Source organism: Pantoea sp. EABMAA-21 (assembly GCF_030053335.1).
GTDB classification, from domain to species: Bacteria; Pseudomonadota; Gammaproteobacteria; order Enterobacterales; family Enterobacteriaceae; genus Pantoea; species Pantoea communis.
The window spans coordinates 155600-174783 of sequence record NZ_JASGBX010000011.1 but is presented as its reverse complement, the minus strand read 5'-3'; the positions used below and the strand labels follow the sequence as shown (position 1 = coordinate 174783).

Below are 19184 nucleotides of genomic sequence, written 5' to 3'. Positions count from 1 at the left end.
ACCCTAACCCTCTCCTGCAAACGGGAGAGGGCGTCCCCAATTTAAAGGAAGCGCATGTTCGCATACATTATTCGTCGGCTGCTGGAGATGATCCCTGTCCTGCTGGTGGTCTCGCTGCTGGTGTTCGGCTTTATTAAGCTGCTACCCGGCGATCCGGCGCGCATTTACGCCGGTCCAGACGCCCCGATCGAAGCGGTCGAAGCCGCGCGCCAGCATCTCGGACTCAACGATCCGCTGCCGCAGCAATACGTTAACTGGATCGGTGGGCTGCTACGTGGCGATCTCGGCGTCACTTACCGCACGCAACAGCCGGTGCTGCAAGTGATCAAACAAGGCTTTATGCCAACCCTGTGGCTGGCGCTGGCGGGCTTTGCCTGGTCGGTAATCCTCGGCCTGTTTCTCGGTGTACTGGCCGCACTGAAACGCGGTAAATGGCAGGACTGGACATTGATGAGCGTCGCCGTCGGCGGCATCTCAATGCCCACTTTTTGGTTGGGTCTGTTGCTGATCCAGTTCGTTGCCATGCCCTTTGGCCTGTTCTCGGTGAGCGGGTTCAACAAGGCCAGCGACATTATCCTGCCTGCTATCACTTTGGGTTCCTCGGTGGCCGCCGTGATGGCGCGCTTCACTCGTTCCGCCTTCCTCGAAGTGGCGCAGGAAGATTATGTGCGCACCGCCAAAGCCAAAGGGCTGCGCAATCGGCTGGTGACGTGGAAGCACGTAATGCGTAATGCCCTGATCCCGGTGATCACCATGCTCGGCTTGCAGTTCGGTTTTCTGCTCGGCGGATCGATCGTGGTGGAGAGCGTCTTCAACTGGCCCGGTTTGGGCTGGCTGTTGATCGAGTCGATCAAAGCACAAGATCAGCCGGTGATTCAGGCGCTGGTGATGCTGTTCGTGTTTGAATTTATTGTGATTAACCTGCTGGTGGATCTGCTGTATGCCGTGGTCAATCCAGCCATTCGCCTGCGACAGGAGTCGTGATGAGTACAGAATCTCTCTCTGCCGCAACACCACAAACCATCCGCTCGCCGTGGCGCGATTTCCTGCACGCCTTTGTGCGTAATCCGCTGGCGCTGGTCTCCGGCGGCTTTGTACTGCTGCTGGTGATTGTGGCGATCTTCGCGCCCTGGCTGGCACCATGGGACCCGATGGCACCGGACTGGATGGCCTTATCATCACCGCCCTCAGCGGCACACTGGATGGGTACTGATGATCTGGGACGCGACCTGTTGAGCCGCATCATCTTTGGCGCACGCATCTCGCTTTACGTCGGCGTACTGTCGGTGACGCTGGGCATGGTGGTGGGCGTGCTGCTCGGCTTGCTGGCGGGCTATTACGGTCGCTGGATTGACATGCTGATCATGCGCGGTTCCGACGTGCTGTTTGCCTTTCCCGGCATGCTGCTGGCGATTGCGGTGGTGGCGATTCTCGGTCCGGGACTGAATAACGTGATTATCGCCGTGGCGGTGTTCAGCGTGCCGGTCTTTGCCCGCATCGTGCGCGCCTCGACGCTGTCGCTCAAACAGGCTGCGTATGTCGAAGCGGTGCGCTGCGCCGGTGCGCCCGATCGCGTGATCCTGCTGCGCCACATTCTGCCCGGCACGCTCTCCAATGTGATTGTCTATTTCACCATGCGTATCGGCACCAGTATTCTAACGGCAGCGGGCCTCAGCTTTATTGGCCTGGGCCCGGAACCGGATGTGCCGGAGTGGGGAAATATCCTGGCGATGAGCCGCAGCATGATGATGGGCGGTTTATGGCACGTCAGCGTGTTCCCCGGCCTGGCAATTTTCATTACTGTGCTGGCGTTTAACCTGCTGGGTGATGCGCTGCGCGATACGCTCGATCCCAAACTGAAGAGCTAAACATGGATTTTCAACAACTGCAGCGTGATCTACTGCTGCAACGCTGGCGCACTGAACGCCAGCTCGGGCAACCACGCAGTGCTTGCGGCGCCACCAACCGCATCAGCGATGTGCCCGGCGTGCGCGTCGGCCATCACACGCTGGCAGACGGTGAGAGACAAACCGGTGTGACGGCGATTGTGCCGCCAGGCGATAACCTGTTTCTCAAGCCGTTACCCTGCGGCGCGGCGGTCTTTAATGGCTTTGCCAAACCCGTCGGGTTGGTGCAAATCGAAGAGTTGGGCGTGCTGCAAACGCCGATCTTGCTCAGCAACACGCTGGCAGTCGGCACGCTGTTTACCACACTGGTGCGTGACGCCATCAGCCGTAACCCGGAGTTGGGTCGCAGTTTGCCTACCGTCAATCCGCTGGCGCTGGAGTGCAACGACGGCTGGCTGAATGACATTCAGGCGCTGGCGGTGACCGAAGCCATGGTGCAGGACGCGCTCGATTCGGCGCAGGCCGATTTCGCCCGTGGCAGCGTCGGTGCCGGACGTGGCATGAGCTGCTTCAGTTTGAAAGGCGGGATTGGCAGCGCATCGCGTTCAATTCCTTCATTGAACGCGACGTTGGGCGTGCTGGTGCTGGCTAATTTTGGGGCACTGAATGCGTTCACGCTGGATGGTGTGCGCATGGGTGACATGATTGTACCGCTGATGCCAGAATTGGCACCGCAGCGCGATGCCGGCTCCATCATCATCATTATGGCCACCGATGCGCCGCTGGATGCGCGCCAGCTTAAGCGTATCGCTAAACGCGCCGGTGCCGGATTAGGCCGTTTAGGCAGTTATTGGGGACATGGATCAGGCGATATTGCCGTGGCCTTCTCCACGCAAACGCAGCCAAACCCGCCGGAAGATGCGGCACTGGAACCGCTGCTTGCCGCCGCCGCTGATGCCACTGAACACGCGGTGCTGGATGCGCTATTAAGTGCCGAAGCGGTCACGGGTTTTCGCGGCCATCATCGTCCGTCACTGACGCAGGTGCTGGATGAATTGGCCAAACCGTAGGGCCGCCATTTATGGCGCCTCTTTCAGCAGCGCCTGTGTTCAGCTTGAATGCCGCCTCTGACGTTAAGTTAACCGTAATGTCGCCATTTTTGGCGCCTCTTACAGCAGCGCCTGTGGTCAGCCTGAAAGCGGCCTTTGACGCACTGTTCCCCGTAGTGTCGCCATTTATGGCGACCGTGTTCCAACCCGCATGGAATTTGCCTGACTTATGAAAATATTCATCTCTGCTGACATTGAAGGTATCGCGGGCGTGATGCGTCCGGAACAGTGCTCACCCGGCCATGCGGAACACCAGCTGGCACGCGGGCTGATGGAACAGGAAGTGAATGCCGCCATCGACGGTGCTTTCGCTGGCGGAGCCACCGAAGTGGTGGTGGCCGACAGCCATGCGCAAATGACCAACCTGCGCGCGGAAAACATCGATCCGCGTGCGCGCATGGTGCAAGGCAAGCCGCGTGGCTTGTCGATGGTGGAGGGCATTGAGCAGCAGCGCTTCGATGGCCTGTTCTTTATCGGCTATCACAGCGCGGCGGGCGAGCCCGGCGTGCTGGCGCACACCATCAACGGCCGTGCGTTTTGGCGCATCCATATCAACGGTAAAGTGATGGGTGAAAGCGATATCTACGCTGCCGCCGCCGCCGAACAGGGTACACCGCTGTGGCTGGTGAGCGGGGACGATCAACTACAAGGCTGGATCGCCGAACACTATCCGTCAGTGGATTACGTCTGTGTGAAACGCGCGATTTCCCACACCTGCGCGGAGTCCATTAGCCCGCAAGCCGCACAAAACGCCATTCGTGCCGCCGCTACTGCGGCGGTACAGCTTGCGCGCCAGGTCAGTACCACGCGTTTGACCGCACCTTATGAGATGCAGTTACAAGCCAGCAAACCGGTGCTCGCGGATTTGTTCAGTCTGATTCCCGGTGTAACGCGCATTGATGCGGTGACCGTGGGTTATCGCGCCGAGCAGATGGGCACATTGATCAGCCTGCTGAGTGCATTCTCCTATCTGGCGAGTACGCAGTCGTAATGTTGGTGCGCACCCTACAGATGCGCGTAGGGTTGCCAGGACTGCGTACCTGACGGATGCTCGCAGGGTTGCCATGGATGGCAATCAATAGATTAGCAATCACGTATCAACGCTTAGGCACATTATTGGCAGGTCGTACCGCATTTCCTGCTGGCTTTTGGTAACCTGCGCGCAATTTATATATAACAACGAGGCAGTCATGCAGCTCTGCAGTTTTTATCTTATTGACCAGGAAAGAAAAAGTTACGGAATCGTGCGGGAAGAGGGCGTGATTGACGTCGGTTCACGCCTCGGCGCGGCATGCCCGGACCTGAAATCTTTGTTACAACGCGGCGCGGTCAGCGACCTGGAAGCCTTTCGTTCTCAACCAGTAGATCACCCATTCAGCGCCATTCGTTTCCTTCCGGTAGTGGAAAATCCTGGGAAAGTGTTCTGTGTCGGCATGAACTACGCGGACAAGCGTAAAGAGTTTGCCGAGACTATCGAAGCGCCGACGCTATTCGTCCGTTTCGCGGATTCCCTGGCGGGGCATGAGCAGCCGCTGTTAAAACCGGCCACCACCCAGGAATTTGATTACGAAGGTGAACTGGCGGTGATTATCGGTAAGCCTGCCTATCAGGTTAAAGCGGCCGATGCGCTGCAACACGTTGCGGGTTACAGCTGCTTTATGGATGCCACCGTACGTGACATGCAGTTCACCTGGTTTACCGCCGGAAAAAACTGGCAGCAGACTGGCGGTTTTGGTCCGTGGATGACCACCTCAGATGAGATCCCCGATCCGCAGCAGTTGGCGATCAAAACCTGGCTGAATCAGCGTGAAGTGCAGAACGACACCACCGCCAGCATGGTGCATCCGGTGGCGAAAATCATCGAATACATTTCGGCATTCAGCCCGCTGTCAGCAGGCGATGTGATCATCACCGGTTCACCAGGCGGCGTCGGTAAAAAACGCACGCCACCGCTGTTTATGTTCCCCGGCGATGTGATTGAAGTCGAGATCGAAAAAATTGGTCGTCTGCGCCACACAGTGGTTTAAAGAAAAAAGGCTGCCATTTATAAAAATGGCAGCTTTGACTGATGTGTGTTGAATTGACCAGACGACGACCGCTTAGCGCGTATATCTCACCACGCGGCTGCGATTCAACAGCAGCCGCACTTTGTCACCTTCACGCGCGATCACAAAACGTTTCTCCCAGGGGCCATCCTGCGCGGTGGCGAGCACGCGATCGCCGCCCAGCGATTGCAAACTGGCATGAATCGCTGCCGGACCGATGCCCATAATCAGGCGATCGCCCTCAATCACCATTTCACTGCGCCAGGTATGTGCAAACCAGCGGCCTTGCAGATGCTCAAGGCTGGCGCTGTCCGCCTCTACCGACACAAAACGGCGCGGCGCATGACCAATCTCACCGACAATCGCTTTACCATCATGGCGTAGCTTGATCGGGAAAGTGCTGGAAAGCGACACCGCATCTCCGTGCGGATCGGCGCGCCACAGCGTTTCACCGGCACCCAGCCAGGTCGCGGTCACACCCTGAATCTCCAGCCAGTCGGCGGCGTTTTCTGCCACGTATAAGCCCGGCGTCAAATCATGCCCTTTCTCCGGCAGCGAGCGATCCAGCAGCGCCGCCATCACCCGCAGTGCACTTTCTGAGGTCGCCACATCTTCACGGTTGGCAACAATCGCTACGCCCAGCTTCAGCTCCGGATGCAGCAGGAAATAGCTTTTATAACCCGCATGCGAACCGCCGTGACCGAACAGCGTCTGGCTGCCCAGCGTGGAACTGGTGATACCCAGCCCGTAGCCGCTGGTACGGCCGTCATTGAGATAGCGTGGCGCGCTCAGGCGTTGCAGCACGCCCGCGCCGGGTCCGCTGTCCGCCAGCAGACTTTGCAGCCAGCGCGTCAGATGATTGACGCTGCCGGTTACACTGCCCGAGGCGGAAAGATGCAATCCAGCGCTGGAGAGCTGCCACTGCGCGCCGTTTTGCCAGTAACCCGGCACCAGTCCCGGCACGATATCGAACCAGGTTTCCGGCGCGACCAAACTGATATCCAGCGGCTCGCAGATATATTGCTGCAGCAGATCGTTGAACAGCACACCTTTGGCTTTCAGCGCCTCTTCCACCAGGCGGTAGCCGGTGTTGGTGTATGAAATCTCGCTGCCCGGCGGATAACTGAGATCGCCTTCCTGTGCGACAAAATCCAGCAGATCAGCAGCGCTGGTGGCGTTGTACACCGACAAGCCGAGCAGCGACAGGGTTTCACGCACATCGGGCAAGCCGCTGCTCATGTCCAGCGCCTGGCCGACAGTGATCTGGCCGTTGGCGCCTGTTAGCTGCGGCAGATGCTGCACCAGCTTATCGTTGAGTTGCAGGTAGCGACGGCCAGGCCCGGTGACCAGCGCGGCAAACAGATGCTTGGTTATCGAGGCAAAACGCACCACGCTGTCGGCGCCGAAGGGGGTCTGTTGCGCCAGATCGGCCAGACCGGCGCAGTGTGTCGAGTGAATATGATGGGCATCAAACAGGACTATCGCACCACCCGGTGCGCCGGGCTGCTGCCAGCCTTGTGTTATCTGCTGCGCCACCTTGGCGGCCTGCTGCCAGTTCGCGGTCATACTGGTTCCTCCAGCGTCATGCTGAGAGCGAAAAGTGGTGCGATATCAGCAGACTGTTGCCCGTTCGCGGTCATGCCGGTTCCTCCAGCGTCATGCTGAGATCAAACAGTTGAGCGGTATGCGGATGCTGGATGCGGCGCGCGCGTAAATCCTCCGCGCTCAATTGCTCCACCATCTCACCGTGCTGCATCACCCCAATGCGCTGGCACAGATGGGTCACCACCGCGAGGTTATGCGTCACCATAATGTAGGTGAGTTTGCGATCAGTGCGTAGATCGCTGAGTAAATTCAGGATTTCCGCCTGCACCGACACATCCAGCGCCGACGTGGGCTCATCCAGCAGCAGCACTTCTGGCTCGGCAATCAACGCGCGGGCAATCGCCACGCGCTGACGCTGACCACCGGAAAGCTGATGCGGATAGCGGAAACGCACAGCGGCCGGTAAGCCGACCTCGCTCAGCGCCTGGCTGATGCGCTGTTCCGCGCGATCGAGCTGATGCACCAGCAACGGCTCATGCAGGATGCGGTCGATGGTTTGACGCGGATGCAGCGAACCAAACGGATCCTGAAACACCATCTGCACCTGGCGATAGAACGCGCGGCTGCGTTTGGCGCCCAGTTCCATGCCGCCAAATTTCATGCTGCCTTGCCACTCAGCATTGAGTCCGGCGAGGGCGCGCAGAATGGTGGATTTGCCCGAACCACTTTCGCCGACCATGCCAAAGCTTTCGCCGTTGGCGACCGCGAAGCTGACGCCTTTCACTACCTGATGCGCACCAAAGGCGATGCGCAGGTTATCAATTTCAATCATGAAGCTGCCTGTAAATTCTGTGCGTTCGTTGAACGGTACGCATCCATACGCATCCTGCGGGCGTAAAGCGGGCATGGGGGTATAACCGTGTTGATGGGCATTGCGCTATTCTCGCCACGCCGCATCGCGCTGTAATACCGGTAAGCGCTCGCGCGGATGTTTTAACGACGGCAAACAGGCCAGTAAGCCGCGCGTATACGGATGCTGAGCCTGCTGTAACTGCCCGGCGTCCAGCAATTCGACAATGCGCCCGGCGTACATCACCGCCACGCGATCGCAAAAGTGCGACACCAAAGGCAGATCGTGGCTGATCAGGATCAACCCCATGCCGCGCGCGGAAACCAGATCGTCAATCAGCTTGAGGATCTCTGCCTGTACCGTGGCATCCAGCGCGCTGGTGGGCTCATCGGCGATCAGCAGTTCCGGATCCGGTGCCAGCATCATGGCAATCATCACGCGCTGGCCCATCCCGCCGGAAACCTCATGCGGATAGCGCTTCGCCACCGCGGCAGCATCACGAATTTTCACCTGCTCCAGCAGATCAATCGCCGCCAGCATCGCGGCTTTGCGGCTGCCGCCTTTGTGCTCGCGCCAGGCTTCTGCGATCTGCTGGCCAATGGTCATCACTTGATTGAGTGAATATTTTGGGTCCTGCAGGATGAAGCCCACGCGTTTGCCGCGAATCTGACGCAGCACTTTTTCACTGGCGCCGCGCAGATCGATACCGTCAAAACGCAATACGTCGGCGGTCACCTCCGCATTGCCCGGAAGTAATTGCATCAAACAGCGTGCGGTCAGCGACTTGCCCGATCCGCTCTCGCCAACAATGGCAAACTTCTCACGGCCAACGCTGAAACTCACGCCGCGTACCGCTTCAAAGGTTTCCGTGCGACTGCGAAAGGCAATGCGCAGGTTTTCAATTTCCACCAGCATTTAGCGCTCCTTAGGATCCAGCACGTCGCGCAGACCGTCGCCGAGAAAGTTAAATGCCAGTGAGGTCAGGAAAATGGCGATACACGGCATCAGCGGCACCCACCATTCGCTGAACAGGAAGCGGCGCGCGGTGGCAATCATGGTGCCCCATTCAGGTGAAGGCGGTTGCGCGCCCATCCCCAGGAAGCCAAGGCTGGCGGCGGTGATGATGATGGAACTCATATCCAGCGTGACGCGCACAATCAGGCTCGGCACGCACAGCGGCATGATGTGGCGCAGGATGATGCGCAGCGGTGACGCGCCAGTAAGTCGGCTGGCGGCGATAAAATCGCTGTGGCGGAACTGCATGGTTTCGGCACGCGCCAGACGCGCGTACGGCGGCCAGGCGGTTAAGGCAATTGCCAGAATCGCGCTCTCCACGCCGGGTTTCAGCGCGGCCACAAACGCCAGCGCCAGAATCAAACGCGGGAAGGCGAGGAAGATGTCGGTGATACGCATCAGCGTCTTATCCACAATGCCACCGGCATAGCCCGCGATACAGCCAATCAGCAGGCCGAGCGGGGCGGTGAGCAGCACCACGGCGATCACCATGCCAAGCGTGGTGCGTCCGCCATAGATAATGCGCGTCCAGACATCGCGGCCGAGTTCATCAGTGCCGAGCCAGTGTGCGACAGAAGGAGCCGCCAGACGGTTTTCCAGATGCTGTGCGCCTGGATCAAACGGCGTCAGCCACGGGGCAAATAGCGCCAGCAACAGCATGACGGCGATAACTGCTAATCCGGCCATCGCCAGCGGGTTGCTGCGCAGGCTGAGCCACAAGCGATAGCGTCGGCCCCACACCGCCTGACGGCGATTGGCTGGCGTATCGTCCAGCAGCCAGTCACGAGAGAAGAAGATCATTTTACGCGTGGGTCCCAAAGTCGATAGAGAAGGTCAGCCAGCAGATTGAGCAGCACATACACGGTGCCGACCAGCAGCGTGGCGCCGACCACCGGGTTCATGTCGGCGTTCATCAGCGAGGTGGTGAGATACTGGCCGAGGCCGGGCCAGGAGAAGACGTTTTCGGTGACGACCGCGCCCTCCAGCAATCCGGCGTAGGTCAGCGCCAGCACCGTCACCAGTTGCACCGCCACGGTCGGAAAGGCATGCCTCCAGATCACCCGGCGCGATGACAGCCCTTTCGCACGCGCAGTGATCACAAATTCACCGCTCAAGGCATTGAGCATAAAGGTGCGCGTCATACGTGTGATGTAGGCCATGCTGAAGTAGGCAAGGATCAAGACCGGCTGCGCCATGTGTGCCAGCGCATCCCAGAAGGCATCCGTTTCACCGGCGAGCAATGAGTCGATGGTAAGAAAGCCGGTGACCTGCGGCACCATATCCTGCCAGATGATGTCCTGCCGTCCTGGACCCGGCGCAATGCCGAGCACGGCGTAGAACACCAGCAGGCTCAGCAGCGCCAGCACAAACACCGGTAGTGAGTGTCCAGCGAGGCACACCACGCGAATGGTCTGATCGACCCAGGTGCTTTGGCGCACGGCGGCCCAGACACCCAGCGGAATACCGACCAGCGCGGCGATAATAATCGCGGCAGTCGCCAGTTCCATGGTCGCCGGGAAGAAGCGCGCAATATCGGTGGTCACCGGGTTTGAGGTGAGAACCGATTTCCCGAGATCGCCGTGCAGCAGTTGATTGAGGTAGTGGCCGAACTGAATGTAGAGGGGCTGATCCAGCCCCATTTCCAGGCGCACGCGATCCACCACGGACTGCGGTGCGTTATCGCCCACCGCCGCCAGCACCGGATCGGTAGGCATCACCCGGCCGATAAAGAAGGTCAGTACAGAAAGACCAAACAGCGTCAGCACCAGGCTTCCCAGGGTGCTGACGATTTTTTTCAATAAAGGCATCAGGCTTTTTTCACCTGATCGTATGGCCACTGCTCCAGTACCGTCATGTGCACATCTGAGATGTTTTTGCCGCACGCGACATTTTTGGTCTTCTGCATCATGTAGATGAACGGACTTTTCTCGCGGCCCAGCTGCTGAATCTGCTGATAGAGGGCAATACGCTTCGCCGGATCCGGCTCGTGCAGTGCCTGCTCAGTCAGTTTGTTGAACTCTTCATCTGACCAGCTGCAGCGCCATGCCAGCGTGCGGCTACGGGCATTTTCGCTGTTGTCGGTATTCACACAGAAGGCTTCAGTGTTGGAGTTTGGATCGAAATAGTCCGCGCCCCACACGGTCAGCGCCAGCTGATGCTGACGCGCACGCATCTTGGTCAACACCTGACGGTTTTCGGCGGCAATCAATGACACTTTGATGCCAATCGCGCCCAACTGAGTCTGGATCGCCTGAGCGATATCGGGATACGGCTGCATTGAGTAGTGGTCGAGGGTGATCTCAAATCCATCGGGATAACCCGCTTCTGCCAGCAGCGATTTGGCTTTCGCCACGTCTTTATGGAACGGGGTGTCGTCCAGCGCTGCCGGGAAGCCGCTCGGCAGGAAGCTTTGATGGGTAATAAAGCTCATCGACAGAATGTTCTTCTGGATGCTGTCGTAATCCAGCGCCCACTTCAGGGCTTGCCACACCTGCGGCTTTTTCAGGTATTCATTATTGGTGTTGCATGACATCAGCATGATGGCTGACAGCGACTGATTCACCAGCGACACGTTGCTGTCGTTCTTCACCTGCAACAACTGCTCGGTGGTGAGATCGTAGGCCGCATCCACGTCGCCTTTCTTCACCATCAGCGCCTGAGCAGCCGGGTCGGTGATGTGCTTCAGGATCACGCGCTTAATTTTGCTCTTGTCGGCATACAGCGGGCTCAGTTCCAGGATCACCGTTTCACTGGCTTTCCAGGTGCGCAGAGTGAAGGCACCCGAACCGGCGCTGTGCTGTTTCAGCCATGCATTACCGAAATCGTTGTTCTGCTGATTGGCTTCACAGGCCTTCTTCGACACGATGCTGCCAACGGTGGCGGAGAGGCAATACAGCAGGAAGGTTTCCGCTGCGGGTGCACCGAGTTTCATCTCCACGGTATGCGCACCTTTCGCCGTGACCATCTGCGTCACATTGTCTTTAGTGAAGCCAAACTGGTTAATGATAAAGGCCGGGCTTTTATCCAGCTTGACGATACGTTCAATCGAATAGGCGACATCTTCTGCGGTGAGCGCTGTGCCATCGGCGAATTTCGCTGCCGGGTCGAGGTGGAAGGTATAGGTGCTGTTATCGCTGCTCACATCCCAGCTCTTCGCCAACTGGCCAATCACTTTATCGGCTTTCTGCGGGTCCGGCGTGACCAGGCGCTGATACATGTTGCCGCAAATCTGGCCGCCGGTGGCTTCAAAGCTTTCATGGGGATCGAGGCTGGTAATGTTGTCCAGCTGCATCGCCATCACGAACATACTCGGTGGCGTATCAGCGAAGGCGGTGTTGAGACTCAGATAGGAAAAAGCAGGGACGGCGGCGCATCCTGCGAGAAAACGTCTTCTGGTTACCATGACAACTCCAAGTTATTGATTATTAAAATTAAAATTAGTTATTTTGCTGTTTTTTGTCTTGACTTTCCCGCTGTGCGAGAGGATTAATAATGGGATTAAGTCATTTGTTTCATGCGTGAAGCCTTGCCTCTTTTTGGTGCAATTTGCCCCGCCAGCAGGCAGAACTTGCGCTTTCTCCCGAACATGGAATCGATACAACATGTCTGACATCTTCAATATTCCGGTCTTTGACGGTCACAACGATGTGCTCAATAAACTCTGGCAACACCATCAACCCAACGCGGTGCAGGCCTTCCTGCAGGGTACTGGACGCGGTCAGATGGACCTGCCGCGTATCCGTCAAGGAAATATGGTAGGTGGGATATTTGCCACCTGGGTGCCGTCTCACCCTCTGATTGCAAGAAGTGCGCCAGACCTCTCAGATTTTCCTCAGGAAATTATTGGCGCTGCGCGTGATGCCACTTTTTCGATGCTGGCCTTGCTGCTGCGCATCGAACAGGCCTCAGAGGGGCAAGTGAAAATTTGCCGCAGCGTGCGCGATATTCGCGACTGTATGGCCAGGGGCGTGCTGGCGGTGGTGATGCACGTGGAAGGGGCGGAAGCGCTGGATACCAACGGCGAGCTACTGGATATCCTGTATGCCAGCGGTCTTCGTACGCTGGGGCCACTGTGGAGTCGCCCGAATCAATTTGGTGAGGGCATGCCGTTCCTGTATCCGTCATCGCCGGATGTCGGCAACGGCTTAACGGCGGCGGGCAAGCAACTGGTGCGCGACTGTAATCAACGCCGGATCATGGTTGACCTGTCGCACATGGATGAGAAGGGCTTCTGGCATACCGCAGAGATCAGCGATGCGCCGCTGGTGGCGAGCCACTCCAATGCCCATGTCATCAGTGCGCAGTCGCGCAACCTTACCGATCGCCAGCTGGCGGCCATTAAAGAAACCCACGGCTTTGTCGGCGTGAACTTCGCCGTGCCGTTCCTGCGTGAAGATGGCGATCGTCATGCGCCGACCACCGTGGATGCCATCGTGCAGCATGTGGAATACCTGCTGGAAAAAGTCGGTGAAGATGGCGTCGGCTTTGGCTCGGATCTGGATGGTGCCACCATGCCAGGCGACATGAAAGATGTGGCCGGTTTCCCACTGGTGGTGAACGCGCTGGCGGCGCGTGGTTATTCGCGCGAACTGTTGGAAAAAATTTGCCACGGCAACTGGCTGCGCGTGCTTGAAGCGACCTGGGGCGAGTAATTATGCGATTGCGACACATTGAGGTTTTTCAGGCGATAGTGCAGACCGGCAGCATCAGTGCGGCGGCGCGATTGCTCAATGTGTCGCAGCCAAATGTCAGCCGCGTCTTAACGCACGCCGAGCAGCAGCTGGGTTTTGCCCTGTTTGAACGGCGTGCGCAGGGGATGGTGGTCACCGCAGAAGGTCGGCGTTTACTGCCCGAAGTGGAAGATCTCTACCAGCGTTTACACTCCATCACCCAACTTACCGAGCAGTTGCGGCGCGGCGAAGGGCAGATGGTGCGTGTCGGTGCTGCACACGCTTTTGGTCAGATGGTGCTGGCACCCGCACTGGTCAACTGGCGGCAACAGGCGGCATCGGTGAGCGTGGAGTTGGTGACCGAGCACTTCAGCACGCTGTGCCAGATGATTATGGATAATCAGCTTGATTTCGCGCTGGTATTTGGTCAGCAGGTGGATGCCGATCTGCTGGCGGAGCCGCTGTTTCAATCGTCGATGGTGGCGTTGTTGCCGCAGCATCACACGCATAACGAACCCGCCACGCTGGAGTGGTTGTGTGCCAACAACCTGTTGATGATGCAGAACCAAGACCCACTTGGGCGCGTGCTGCATCGCGCTTTGCGTGACAAAGGGCTGGACCCGGCGGTGTCGCTGTCGATCAAAACCTATTCGGTGATTGCTGATATGGTGCTGGCAGGCGGCGGTGTGGGCGTAGTGGATCTGTTTACCGCCTGCCGCTATGCCGACCAGCTAAAACTGCTGCCGGTGGCACAACCGCTGCCGTTTGAAGTGATGCTGATCAGCCGCCGCGACCAGCCACAATCGCAATCGACCTTGCAGTTGAAACAGGTGATTCGCAATAAGCTGTGGGAGATCGCGCGGCAGTGTGAAACGCGGTTTTTTACCCTGTAAATGACGGCGAACTGGCTACGAACTGATTGCGCAATAAATTGCGCCGCTACAAAAAACATGAGCTCTGCCGTAGCGGCGCGATTCATCGCGCTACAAAGATATGCACCCTGCCCTAGCGATGCGGTTTATCGCGCAATTGACGACTTACACCCCATCCGTAATCGGTTTACGCACCAGCAGCAGATAAGCCAGCGCACCCACCACGGTGACGCCTGCACAAATCATCAGCGCGAGGCTGAATGACTTGGTGGTATCCAGCACCCAACCGGTGATCACCGGCGCAAACGAGGCAAACACAAAGCTGGCGAAGTTCTGGATGCTGCCCACCGATGCCGTCATACGTGCGGTAACGTTAGCGTGAATCAAGCCCCAGCAAGATGTCCCGGCAAAGTGAATGCAGAACAGCGCCATGCCAATCAGCGTCACTGCACTGGCGGTGTCTGTTGCACGGGTGACGAAAGTGGTGAAGGCTGCAGACAGCAGCATGCCGCTGACAATCGATACCTTACGCACTTTCACTGCATCCATTCCACGACGCACCAAGGCATCTACCACATAGCCGTTCAGCAACATGCCCGCGGCGCCAAACAGGAATGGAATCGCCGCCAGCAACCCGGTGCTTTTCAGATCCAGATGATAGGTCGATTGCAGATAACCCGGCAGCCAGGCAATGTAGAGCCACGCGGTGTAGTTGATGCCGCTGAAGCCAATCATCATGCCCCACATGGTGCGCTGCTTGAACAAACCGCGCCACTCGGCAAAGCTCAGCGGCTCTTTGCGTGATGCCACGCTGCCCGCTTGCAGATAGTGAATCTCTTCACCGCTCAATTTGCTGTTGTCGCGGTTGCGGTACATCACATACCAGCCAATGGCGAGGAACATACCCAGCACGCCGATGGTGACGAACATGCCGCGCCAGCCCATTACCAGCATCATCGCTGCCAGAATCGGTGGCGCAATCGACAGGCCAATCATCGACGCGGCATTAAACATCCCCATCGGCATGCCGCGATCTTTGATGTTGAACCAGTCGTTAATTACTTTAACGCCGCACGGGTTCATCGGCGCTTCACCAATTCCCAATCCGATACGCACCAGCACAAACTGCGTGAAGTTATGCACCAGACCGGCAGCGGCCTGGAACAGTGACCAGACAAACATGCCGAGCGCCAGCATGATGCGTGGACCTTTGCGATCCAGCAGTGCACCACATGGCAGCTGCGCTAAGCCGTAGGCCAGCGAAAACGCCGAGAGCAGCACGCCGATCTCCGTGGCCGATAAGCCCAGCTCACCGCGAATGGTCATATTGGCCACCGACAGTGAACTGCGATCGAGATAGTTGATGATGGCCGCAAACAGCAGCAGTAACATGGCGGTAACCTGAATCTTCTTAATGCGCGGTGAGCGCACCACGTCACCGCGTGCCGGGACAAAGTCTTGTCCATCGACGGCGGATGTTGGCGCGGCGTCACGGCCACGTGCAGATGTATTTTCCATTGCAACCTCCCAGGTATGGGGTCTTATCGTTATCGAGGATTGGGGTCCTGCGGCAGCGAAACGGTGCTGCCACAACAGATTGCTTTGGAGACTAGAAGTAAACCGATTGGGATGTTGCGAGGATGTTTCAGATTCGTGCGGGCGCTTCAGAATTGTGGTTTTTAATCGGTTTTTAATTGTACTGGCGAATGCAGCGGATCATCGATGACTTCGCCGTACCAAGATGGTTATGTAACGCGCACAGGGCTTCAACATCCCGGCGGCTAATTAGCGCAGTCAGAATCGCCATATGTTCCTCCAGTGCCACGATGTTACGCTGTTTTAAATCTGTTTCATCCCATTGATAATGTGAATGAAAAATCACCGAGATGATCTCCAGTGACTGATTGAAGAACGGATTATTAGCCGCTGACAGAATCAGCGTATGCATCTCTTTATCCAGCGCGGCAAAGTGGCGATAGTTACTGGCGATGGTGTCGCGCATGGCACGGTGGCGATCCAGCAGATCACGTGCCTGAATCCAGCGCTCATCACTGGAGGGGAGGTTGAGAAAGCGGGTAAGTGCATGTGTTTCCAGCATTTCACGCAGTTCGAACAGGTTTTCAGCGTAGAGTTGATCAAACTTTTTCATGCGCCAGTGACCCCGCTTCACCGGCTCCAGCAGGTCGTAACGCATAAACCGCAGCAGGAACTCGCGCACCACTACCGGACTGGCCTTGACCTGTTGTGCCAGCTGCAACTCACTAAAACTGTCGCCGGGCATCAGCTGTCGCTGGTTAATCAGATTAAAAAACGCCTGTTCAAACAGACGCGCTTGTTGATCGATCGGCGGCGTTAACGCGCTAAAACCATCCTCTTCGCTGGGATCGCGCACGATAACGTAAGTTTCTTCAACTTTATCCAGTACGCCGCGCTCATGCAGATGCTGCAGGGTATGGCGCACGGTGGTGCGGCTGATATTGAACATTTCCGCCAGCGCGGCTTGCGGTGGCAGCGGAGAGCGGATGTGGCGTTTAGCGATGCCTTCCAGCATTTGATTGATCACGTTCTGGCGTAAATTCAGGCTTCGGCTCATGCGCTTCTCCGGTTTTTTATTTATTAAAAACCACACAAAGCCCAAAAAAAGGGCGCTGCCTCACACTTCAGCATGTGCAAACGGCGCGGGTGGCTGATTTTCGCCAAAACTGCGACATCAGCACAGGAGAAGCCCATGACAACAATGAAAACCCTGGTGGTTGCCGAGCCGCGCAATATGGTGTGGCAGCAGCGTGAGAAACCGACTCCGGCCGAACAGGAGGTTGTGATTAAACCGATTGCCGCCGGGATTTGCGGCACCGATATTCATGCCTGGGCGGGCAATCAGCCGTTCTTTAGCTATCCACGCGTTCTGGGCCATGAGCTGTGTGGCGAAGTGGTGGAGCTGGGCTGTCGGGTAACGGATTTCAAAGTAGGGCAGCGCGTGGCGCTGATTCCCTATGTTTCCTGCCAGCAGTGCGATGCCTGTCTGAGTGGTAAAACTAACTGCTGCGAGAATATTTCGGTAATTGGCGTACATCAGGATGGTGGCTTCTGCGAGTTCCTCAACGTACCCGCCAGCAACCTGTTAGCTGTTGATGATGTGGCGCCAGAAGCGGCGGCGCTGATCGAGCCTTTTGCGATCAGTGCGCATGCGGTACGTCGTGCGGCGGTGGCAGCGGATGAGCAGGTGCTGGTGGTCGGTGCCGGACCGATTGGTTTAGGTGTAGCCGCGATTGCGGCGGCCGCGGGCGCGCAGGTAGTGGTGGCCGATACCAGCGAACCGCGACGTGCGCATGTCGCAGAAAAGCTGGGGCTCGCGACCCTCAACCCGATGGCAGAAGATTTCGAAATCACGCTACGTGCAGAGTTTGGTGGGCGTCTGGCTGCGAAGGTGATTGATGCGACCGGCAACCCGGCGGCGATGAACGGTGCGGTGAAGCTGATTCGTCATGGCGGCACCATTGTGTTTGTCGGCCTGCACAAAGGTGATTTGGTGATTCCAGACATTGAGTTCCACAAACGTGAAACAACGTTGATGGGCAGTCGCAATGCCACGCACGAAGATTTCGCAAAAGTCGGCGAATTGATGGCGAGTGGGCAGCTACGTGCCGATATCATGCTGAATCGTCATTATGACTTTTCTACTTTGGCGGAGACCTTTGAGTCAGAGGTGATCAACAATCGTGAGTTGATTAAGGGCGTGATTCATTTCGCGAGGTAGTCGGTGCGCATTGCTGCGCGCGAATGCGGGCCTGAGCGCCTCTGCTGCTGCCGGGCCGTACTCGCGTCTCACTGCGCGCGCATGCGGGCCTGAGCACCTCTGCTGCTGCCGGGCCGTCCTCGCGCCGCTGACGCGGTGCCTTCGGCTTCCACGTCGTGCCTGCGGACCGTTCGGGTTAAGGGGTTCAGTTCAGGTAAGGCCGTCCTGGCCAACCCGAACTGCCAGTCGCCTCCCTGCGCCTGGCTCCTGGCCCAACGTAAAAGCCTCAGCGCTGCGGATAGCCCTTGCAGCAGCAGAGGCGCTCTGGCCTCAGCCATCGTGCCGTTTTTAACAGCATGCACTGTAGCTGAAGAGCGTGCTGGGGCTGTTCAGGGGAAGAGGCGCGCTCTGGCCTCAACCATTGTGTCCTTTTAACAGACTGCGTGATCACCCGGCGCTTAACTGGCAAGCATTACGCCATTGATAGCGACCACCCATCTCATGCCCGCAGTGCGGCAAAAAAGTGTTCCCTGACCGCTTCGGCATCCACGCCGAGGCACAAGCGCTGTGGGCGTAAGCCAGCAAACGGGTCTTCACGTGAGGCGAGGGCGCTGAGGCGTCTCACTGTCTGACCACGGCTGATGCCCTCCGTTATCACGCGCACTGGTGCTTCGGTCACGGTAAACGCCTGTGGCAAAGCCAGCCAGGAGAGCGTGAGCGTGTCATGCAGCGCCATGCCATCAAACCCTTCCTTTTGCAGACTGTACGCCAGATACGGACGGCATATCGCGCTGAGTACAGGCTGATTTAACTGCCGCACTTCATCACCCGTCATCAGCACCTTGTGCGTCACATCCAGCGGTAATATCACCACCGGCAGCGCCGAGGCCAGCACCTGATCGGCAGCATGCGGATCTTTCCAGATATTGAACTCGGCAAACGGCGAGACGTTGCCGGAATGGCCGTCGGTGCCAAATGCGCCGCCCATGATCACCAATTCTTTCACCAGCGGAATGATATCCGGCGCCTGATTGATGGCGCTGGCGATATTGGTCAGCGGCCCAATCGCCACGATGGTGATGGCATGGGGCTGTGCGCGCACGCTATCAATAATAAACTGCACCGCGCTGGGTGCTGCTTCACTGTGTGAGTTCTCGAATGCATCCCCTAATCCATCCAGGCCGTGCAGCGTGGCGGGCGCAGAAGGCGTCAATGCCAGTGGCCGCGAGCAGCCACGATACACCAGTGCCTCAATCCCCATCTTCTCGCAGAACAGCCTGGCATTTTTCACCGCCTGGCCGACCGCCACATTGCCAAACACCGTGGTAATCCCCAGCAACCGCTGCGTCCGCGCCGCATACGCCAGCGCAAAGGCATCATCCACGCCAATATCAGTATCAAAAATCAGGGTACGCATCGGGATCTCCTCTCTTATGTTGTTCTCCACGTTAAAACATAATCGTGTGCAAAGGTAAGCCAATCGTTGACCGATATTG

General features: G+C 57.7%; 17 protein-coding genes. 8 read left to right on the top strand and 9 right to left on the bottom strand.

Annotation, left to right across the window (positions count from 1 at the left end):
* Window positions 1–54: 54 nt before the first annotated feature.
* The 5 genes from QMZ65_RS17040 (at window position 55) to QMZ65_RS17020 (ending at window position 4983) form a co-directional block, all read left to right on the top strand.
* On the top strand, window positions 55–984 hold the full coding sequence (locus QMZ65_RS17040) for an ABC transporter permease (protein WP_045814153.1): 930 nt from the start codon (window positions 55–57) through the stop codon (window positions 982–984).
* Window positions 984–1868 (top strand): ABC transporter permease subunit, encoded by an 885-nt coding sequence (locus QMZ65_RS17035; protein WP_097119447.1) that lies wholly within the window; start codon window positions 984–986, stop codon window positions 1866–1868. Before QMZ65_RS17040 ends, QMZ65_RS17035 begins: the two co-directional genes overlap by 1 nt.
* Window positions 1869–1870: 2 nt before the next feature.
* Entirely contained in the window at window positions 1871–2917 is a 1047-nt protein-coding gene (locus QMZ65_RS17030) for a DmpA family aminopeptidase (protein WP_283216408.1), read from the top strand.
* A 208-nt stretch (window positions 2918–3125) separates the two neighbouring features.
* Window positions 3126–3947, top strand: a complete 822-nt coding sequence (locus tag QMZ65_RS17025; protein WP_283216407.1) for a M55 family metallopeptidase — start codon at window positions 3126–3128, stop codon at window positions 3945–3947.
* Window positions 3948–4146: 199 nt separating this feature from the next.
* On the top strand, window positions 4147–4983 hold the full coding sequence (locus QMZ65_RS17020) for a fumarylacetoacetate hydrolase family protein (RefSeq protein ID WP_160833756.1): 837 nt from the start codon (window positions 4147–4149) through the stop codon (window positions 4981–4983).
* A gap of 72 nt (window positions 4984–5055) precedes the next feature.
* Here QMZ65_RS17020 and QMZ65_RS17015 read toward each other — a convergent pair whose 3' ends face one another.
* The 6 genes from QMZ65_RS17015 to QMZ65_RS16990 all read right to left on the bottom strand — a co-directional run bounded on the left by QMZ65_RS17015 (window position 5056) and on the right by QMZ65_RS16990 (window position 11813).
* Entirely contained in the window at window positions 5056–6567 is a 1512-nt protein-coding gene (locus tag QMZ65_RS17015) for a serine hydrolase domain-containing protein (protein WP_283216406.1), read from the bottom strand.
* A gap of 70 nt (window positions 6568–6637) precedes the next feature.
* Window positions 6638–7378 carry an ABC transporter ATP-binding protein gene (locus QMZ65_RS17010; protein ID WP_160833758.1) on the bottom strand — a complete coding sequence of 247 codons (741 nt, stop codon included), beginning with the start codon at window positions 7376–7378 and terminating at the stop codon, window positions 6638–6640.
* Window positions 7379–7483: 105 nt separating this feature from the next.
* Window positions 7484–8311, bottom strand: coding sequence for an ABC transporter ATP-binding protein (locus tag QMZ65_RS17005; RefSeq protein ID WP_283216405.1), 828 nt, complete (start codon window positions 8309–8311; stop codon window positions 7484–7486).
* The gene (locus QMZ65_RS17000) at window positions 8312–9211 is read right to left on the bottom strand and encodes an ABC transporter permease (RefSeq protein WP_058960683.1); all 900 of its coding nucleotides are present in this window, start codon (window positions 9209–9211) and stop codon (window positions 8312–8314) included.
* Complete coding sequence (locus QMZ65_RS16995) at window positions 9208–10218, bottom strand: ABC transporter permease (RefSeq protein ID WP_034819940.1); 1011 nt, start codon at window positions 10216–10218, stop codon at window positions 9208–9210. The genes QMZ65_RS17000 and QMZ65_RS16995 overlap by 4 nt, the downstream gene beginning before the upstream one ends.
* Window positions 10218–11813 carry an ABC transporter substrate-binding protein gene (locus QMZ65_RS16990; protein WP_097119441.1) on the bottom strand — a complete coding sequence of 532 codons (1596 nt, stop codon included), beginning with the start codon at window positions 11811–11813 and terminating at the stop codon, window positions 10218–10220. The genes QMZ65_RS16995 and QMZ65_RS16990 overlap by 1 nt, the downstream gene beginning before the upstream one ends.
* Window positions 11814–12012: 199 nt before the next feature.
* On the opposite strand from QMZ65_RS16990, the gene QMZ65_RS16985 reads away from it, so the two are divergent.
* Complete coding sequence (locus tag QMZ65_RS16985) at window positions 12013–13062, top strand: dipeptidase (RefSeq protein ID WP_283216404.1); 1050 nt, start codon at window positions 12013–12015, stop codon at window positions 13060–13062.
* Between the two features lie 2 nt (window positions 13063–13064).
* Window positions 13065–13973: a LysR family transcriptional regulator gene (locus QMZ65_RS16980; RefSeq protein WP_283216403.1), complete on the top strand. Its 909-nt coding sequence runs from the start codon at window positions 13065–13067 to the stop codon at window positions 13971–13973.
* 144 nt (window positions 13974–14117) lie between these two features.
* Here QMZ65_RS16980 and QMZ65_RS16975 read toward each other — a convergent pair whose 3' ends face one another.
* Complete coding sequence (locus tag QMZ65_RS16975; protein ID WP_097119437.1) at window positions 14118–15470, bottom strand: MFS transporter; 1353 nt, start codon at window positions 15468–15470, stop codon at window positions 14118–14120.
* 172 nt (window positions 15471–15642) lie between these two features.
* Window positions 15643–16545, bottom strand: a complete 903-nt coding sequence (locus QMZ65_RS16970; RefSeq protein ID WP_097119436.1) for a GntR family transcriptional regulator — start codon at window positions 16543–16545, stop codon at window positions 15643–15645.
* A 135-nt stretch (window positions 16546–16680) separates the two neighbouring features.
* Between QMZ65_RS16970 and QMZ65_RS16965 the strand changes: the two genes are divergently transcribed.
* Window positions 16681–17709: a zinc-binding alcohol dehydrogenase family protein gene (locus QMZ65_RS16965; protein ID WP_283216402.1), complete on the top strand. Its 1029-nt coding sequence runs from the start codon at window positions 16681–16683 to the stop codon at window positions 17707–17709.
* A gap of 478 nt (window positions 17710–18187) precedes the next feature.
* Here QMZ65_RS16965 and QMZ65_RS16960 read toward each other — a convergent pair whose 3' ends face one another.
* On the bottom strand, window positions 18188–19105 hold the full coding sequence (locus QMZ65_RS16960) for a nucleoside hydrolase (protein WP_283216401.1): 918 nt from the start codon (window positions 19103–19105) through the stop codon (window positions 18188–18190).
* Between the last annotated feature and the right edge of the window lie 79 nt (window positions 19106–19184).